Raw genomic sequence first — 5,470 nt, forward strand, 5'->3', positions numbered from 1 at the left:
CGCATTTCCGAAAAGCGTATCTGGCCGGCTATCGACATTTTCAAATCCGGCACTCGCAAGGAAGAACTTCTTCTCGACGAAGATACCCTCCGCCGCGTCTGGATTTTGCGCAAGTTCCTCCAGGAACAGACCTCCGTGGAAATCATGGAATTCATGCGAGACAAGCTTCAAAAGACAAAGAACAACGAAGAATTTTTAGCCTCGATGAATGGCTAGGAGTCAAAACATGTCTCAGAGAATCGCATTTGCTGGTGCAGGTAACATGGGCGGAGCCATTCTCCGCGGCCTCCTCAACTCCGGTTACAATCCAAAGGATATCCTTTTCCACGAACCGTTCGACAAAACGGCAAAGCCTGTGGAAGAACTCGGCGCAGTCCGCTATTCTGACTTTGGCAAAATGGCAAACGATGCAAACGTCATTTTCCTTTGCGTGAAACCGCAGGTTTTTAAGGCTGTCGCTCTCGAATGGAGCGCAAGCGCCAAGGGTAAAGTTTCTTCGAAGCCGAAAATCATTTCGATCATGGCTGGCGTTTCCCGTGCAAAGATCATCGACGCTCTCGACTTTGAACATGGTGACGTCGTGCGCGTGATGCCGAACCTGCCGCTGACTGTCGGCAAGGGCGCTATCGCGATTGCAACGGATGGCGTTTCTGCCGAATCTCTCGAAACCGCCAAGGCTTTGCTTTCGACCGTTGGCGTGACGGTGACCGTCGGTGAAAACCTAATTGACGCGGTGACGGGCCTTTCGGGCAGCGCTCCGGCTTATGTCTTCGAATTCATCGAAGGTCTTGTGCGTGGCGGTGTGAAGATGGGCCTTACCCGTCCGGTCGCAATGCAGCTGACTCTCGCCACCATCGAAGGCAGCGTCGAACTTCTCAAGAAGTCCGGTAAGGACACAGGTGAACTCTCCGCCATGGTTTCTTCCCCGGCCGGCACGACGATTGCAGGCGTCCAGGTTCTGGAAGACGCCGGTCTTCGTGGAACCTTGATGCACACGGTCGAAGCGGCAACGCTCCGTTCCCAGGCTCTCGGCAAGTAAGTCCTAGCACTCATGGCCAAAACGCGCATTCTCTTCCTTTCCGAAGAAAATGAAAGCATCTCTTTTTTAGAAGATGTACTTTCGAGCGTTGATGGCTATGAGACCCTTCTTTGTTCCAACTCTTCGGAAGCGCACGATGTTTTTCGACGCTTTCTTCCCGAAATCACCGTGGTCAATTTGGACCGTCATTTTTCGGATACCCTTTTACACTCGCTGCGAGACATTTCTCCCGCAGCCCGTTTTTTAGGTTTCGGGACTCAGATTTCGAACCCCAGCGCCTTCTGCCAAGATTTTTTCAGCAAGATCTTCAGTGTTGACGAACTCCGTCTGCGCTTCATGACAGAGGTTTCCAAACTCAAAAAACAGTCTGCGCTCCTTTCCAACATCAACGGCGCCTTAAAGAAGATTGTAGGGCACAGCGACCAGGTGAAAAAGCTGTACGGCGCTATCTTCAAAGCGATCCGCAGTAAAGGCGCAACCGTTTTGATTCAAGGCGAATCGGGCGTCGGCAAGGAACTGGTGGCGAAAGCGATCGCGTCCGTTTCGAATCATTTGATTACGGTGAACTGCAGCGCGATCAGCGAAAGCCTTTTCGAAAGTGAACTGTTCGGTCACACGCGCGGAGCCTTTACAGGCGCCATCACCGAGCGCAAAGGTCTTTTCGAAGCTGCCAACGGTGGAGTCCTGTACCTGGATGAAGTCGGCGACATTCCCCTGCCGATGCAGGCAAAACTTCTCCGTTCCCTACAAGAAGGTGAAATTCGCCCGGTCGGATCCAGCGAAACCAAAAAGATCAAAGTTCAAATCGTCGCCGCCACGAACCACAATCTGCAAAAAGATGCCAAGGAAGGATTCTTCCGCAAGGACCTCTATTACCGACTGAACGTCATCCCCATCTACGTTCCCACCTTGCGCGAACGCAAGGAAGACATTCCGGAACTCGTCGAACACTTTATTCGGGAATTCGCCTTAAACCAGGACTTTAAACCGAAAATTTCCGACGAAACGATGCAGGCGCTCATCCGCTACGATTGGCCGGGCAACATCCGTGAGCTCGAAAACGCCATTCACCGCGCCATCGTTTTAATGAACGGCGACGAAATTACGATTGAAGATATTTTCCCCGCAAACGAGCTTCAAGTCCCTGCTCTTGAAGCTCCCAAACGCGACTGGACAGGTATCCGCTACCCGGAATTTCAGGAACTGCAAAAGAAAGAAGAACGCGAATTCATTATCGCCAAAATCCAGGAAAACGGCGGATCCGTTACAAAGACCGCAGAAAGCTTTGGCATGCAACGCCCCGCGCTTTACGCGCGAGCTTACCGCGTCGGTCTCGATCTCAAGACCGTGCACAAATCCAAATAATCCTTTTAAAATTACCGCTGTTCGACCGCATAACCGCGGTCCTGTAAAAGCTTTATAATGTTGTCGCCTTCCCCGACCAAATGCGCCGCACCGACAACGATAAACGCCTTTTCCCCGGCTGTCGCCAACGAATCGATACTCTCTGCCATGCGCAAATTCCGCTTTGTATAAAGCGCTTCCTCGTAATCCGCGTCCGTCTTATCCATAGCAAAGATCCGCTGCATTTTTGGCACGTCACCGCATTTCCAAGCGTTCGCAATTTCGGTAATCAACGAATCCGCATGTGTAATCTCATCGAGCGTATTCTTCAGGTAGCGAACGCCTAAAGAATCTTCTGCATCCGAAAAAATGCTCACCTGTTCCCCGGGTGTTTCTATCGCAAAGACCTTCTTGTTCTGATCTTCGGCACGGAAAAGCAGTTCCTTGTCAATGCCATATTCGCCCGAAAGCCCCGTGCGTTCAATGGCCACGGCAGAAAGCGAAAGTGCGATCATCCACGGGCGAAATGGCTTCAAAATTTCAAGCGGAATGTTCCAAGCCTTTGTCACGGAATCGAGTTCCGCATACAATTCCTGGGGAAGAATACTGTCCAGTTTCACGCCAGCCGGAAGCCTTCCCTTTTCTGCCATCAAACGGCCCGTTTCCTGCATTGTACTTTCTTCAGTCAAATCGAGTTCCGCGGCAAGAAGGCTCGAAGCATCAAAAGCCGAATCGATCACAGGCGCAAACGGGTAAAAAGACGAATCCGCCAAATGGATACTGCCGAGCAGCCACACGGCAGGCGCTCCTGATTTTTCCGCCTTCCAGAGCAAATGCTTTTCGCCGCACACAGGGCTTTTCAAAGGCTCCGCCGATTCTTCCGAACGATTCCCTGCACAGCCAACGCATTGCGCACAAAAGAATCCCAGAATGCCGAACTTCCAAAGCTTATTCCACACAGGACCACCCCAAGAATCCGGATTCATTCATTTCTTGCGGAGTCGCTTCGCGAACAAAGCCTTTTCCGTCAAAACCGATAATCCTATCCGAAAAACGCAGAGCGTAATCCACATGCTGCGTCGAAAGCAGAACGGTCAGATTCCGTTCCGAAGCCATCGTTTTCAAAATGCGGAAAAGATTCAAAATATTGGGAACGTCCAAAAAGGCGGTCGGTTCATCGAACAAAAGAACCTTGGGTTCAGCCGCTATCGCACGGGCGATCAACACGCGGGAACGTTCCCCGTCCGAAAGGTTGAGCACGCCGCGGTCGACAAATTTTTCAAGTTGAACGCTCGCAATCGCTTTATCGATCGCCGCTTCATCTTCTTCCGTTCGGGCATCCAAAAATCCGGAATACGGAATGCGTCCGAGCGAAATGAATTCCCGTACCGACATTCCGTAAGGAACGCGTTCCTGCGTAAAAACAGAAGCGACCGTCTGAGCCCGCTTGCGCATCGTAAAGTTTTCCATCGACATTCCGCACAACGTAAGCTCGCCTGACCACGGGTCAAGAATCCCTGCAAAACTTTTGAGCAAAGTACTCTTGCCCACCCCGTTCGGTCCCACGAGGGAAACGAGTTCCCCTTCAAAAAGGTTCAAATCGACCGGGGCAAACAATGCATGGGTATAGCCCGCCGAAAAATTCTTCGCTTCAAGAATCGCGTTAGGCACGTTCCCCTCCTCGTCTCGACCGCAAGAAAATCCACAAGACGATCGGAGCTCCAAAAAGGCTCGTCACGCTCGCAAGCGGAATTCCAGGAACAAGCCCCGAAAGCAAAGCCAGTTCCGTACCCACCAGTGCAGACGCCGGAAGCAGCACGCGGTGATTCGATGACTTAAAAATTCCATAGGCGATATGCGGAGAAGCAAGCCCGATAAAGCCGATCGGACCGCAGCAGACCGTCGCCCCTGCGGCAAGAAGGCTCGCCCCCAAAAGAACCGCCATGCGCGAAAGGCGCACGTTCACCCCCAGCGACTGCGCAAAGGAATCTCCGACCTGTGCTGCATTCAGGTAACGCACACAGAAACCGCACAAAATCACGCCCACAAGAGTCACCACAAAAAAAGTCGGGACCACATCCAAAGAAACTCTCGAAAACGAACCAAGTCCCCATGTCATAAATCCGCGAAGCGCTTCCGAAGAGCTCGTCGCCATCAAAAAAGAAACAATCGCATCGACGAAGTAGCCGAGCATCAAACCGACAATCAAAAGCGAAACGGAGTGCGCCACGAACTTCGACGCAAAGAGTACCAGCAGCACCACGCCAAAGGCTCCGCAAGCCGCGCAGGGAAACACGCCTATCGAACCGCCAAAGCCGGCGAGCAGTACCAGCGCCACGCCGAGATTTGCCCCGGAACTTACGCCGAGCACAAAAGGCCCCGCCAACGGATTCTTAAAAACGCTCTGCAGCACAAGGCCCGAGATCGCAAGTGAAATGCCCGTGAGGAGGGCCGCACAGGCTTTCGGCAAACGGATCTGCCAAACGATATCGCTCGCCACGACATCGCTCTTTCCTAAAAATGTTTGGATAACATCCGAAACGCCCACCGAAGAAGGGCCCGAAAGAATCGTCAGCAAAAAAAGGATGGCGGTAAAAATTCCGAGGAAGAGAAATCCCCCCCAAATTCTTGCCGCGGACTTTGCATTACTTGGCATTGACCTGCAAAACGGACTTCGGCGTATTGGAGTTCGAACCTTCCACCTTCAGGTAGGTTTCCGGATCGACCTTGTCAAAGCCCTGCAAGGCATTCAACCAGTTGTCGTTCAGATCGCGGAATTCGATTTTCTTCAGATGGTACAGGAATTTCTTGCCATCGATCTTGAACTGGATAAAGTCCCAGCGCACGACGCCACGGTCCTTAAAGACTTCTCGCGTCACAATCGTCGAATCGTCCTGGAAGCGGTAACGGGCGCGGTAGGTATATTCACCCGTCATCTGGTAACGTCCGGAATCCGAATAGGTGCGGGTCGTTCCGACAAGCGTATCGTTCATCTGGAACGTGAGAGCCGCGTCGCGGAAAGCGTGACCGTGCGAAAGAATCGGCGTGCGCCAATCTCCAGAAACCTTTTCCTTCATCGACTTCTGG

The 5,470-nt window shown here is 52.3% G+C and carries 6 protein-coding genes and 1 pseudogene; 3 read left to right on the forward strand and 4 right to left on the reverse strand.

Annotated features, from left to right (window positions below; translation table 11 throughout):
* The 3 genes and pseudogenes from MR847_RS06015 to MR847_RS06025 form a co-directional block, all read left to right on the forward strand.
* A pseudogene (locus MR847_RS06015) lies at positions 1 to 216 on the forward strand (transcription termination factor Rho); the annotation flags it as partial.
* 10 nt (positions 217 to 226) lie between these two features.
* Positions 227 to 1,039, forward strand: coding sequence for a pyrroline-5-carboxylate reductase (gene proC / locus MR847_RS06020; protein WP_287723225.1), 813 nt, complete (start codon positions 227 to 229; stop codon positions 1,037 to 1,039).
* A gap of 12 nt (positions 1,040 to 1,051) precedes the next feature.
* Positions 1,052 to 2,404 carry a sigma-54 interaction domain-containing protein gene (locus tag MR847_RS06025; RefSeq protein ID WP_287723226.1) on the forward strand — a complete coding sequence of 451 codons (1,353 nt, stop codon included), beginning with the start codon at positions 1,052 to 1,054 and terminating at the stop codon, positions 2,402 to 2,404.
* A gap of 11 nt (positions 2,405 to 2,415) precedes the next feature.
* Here MR847_RS06025 and MR847_RS06030 read toward each other — a convergent pair whose 3' ends face one another.
* The 4 genes from MR847_RS06030 to MR847_RS06045 form a co-directional block, all read right to left on the reverse strand.
* Positions 2,416 to 3,369: a TraB/GumN family protein gene (locus MR847_RS06030; RefSeq protein WP_287723227.1), complete on the reverse strand. Its 954-nt coding sequence runs from the start codon at positions 3,367 to 3,369 to the stop codon at positions 2,416 to 2,418.
* Positions 3,332 to 4,054, reverse strand: a complete 723-nt coding sequence (locus tag MR847_RS06035; protein ID WP_158256894.1) for an ABC transporter ATP-binding protein — start codon at positions 4,052 to 4,054, stop codon at positions 3,332 to 3,334. Before MR847_RS06035 ends, MR847_RS06030 begins: the two co-directional genes overlap by 38 nt.
* On the reverse strand, positions 4,047 to 5,039 hold the full coding sequence (locus MR847_RS06040; protein WP_100424518.1) for a FecCD family ABC transporter permease: 993 nt from the start codon (positions 5,037 to 5,039) through the stop codon (positions 4,047 to 4,049). The genes MR847_RS06035 and MR847_RS06040 overlap by 8 nt, the downstream gene beginning before the upstream one ends.
* Positions 5,029 to 5,470, reverse strand: a 442-nt coding sequence (locus MR847_RS06045; protein WP_287723228.1) for a hypothetical protein, incomplete at its 5' end; no start/stop codon positions are given. The genes MR847_RS06040 and MR847_RS06045, both read right to left, overlap by 11 nt.

The sequence above is a fragment of the Hallerella sp. genome (genome assembly GCF_022776125.1).
Classification (GTDB): domain Bacteria; phylum Fibrobacterota; class Fibrobacteria; order Fibrobacterales; family Fibrobacteraceae; genus Hallerella; species Hallerella succinigenes.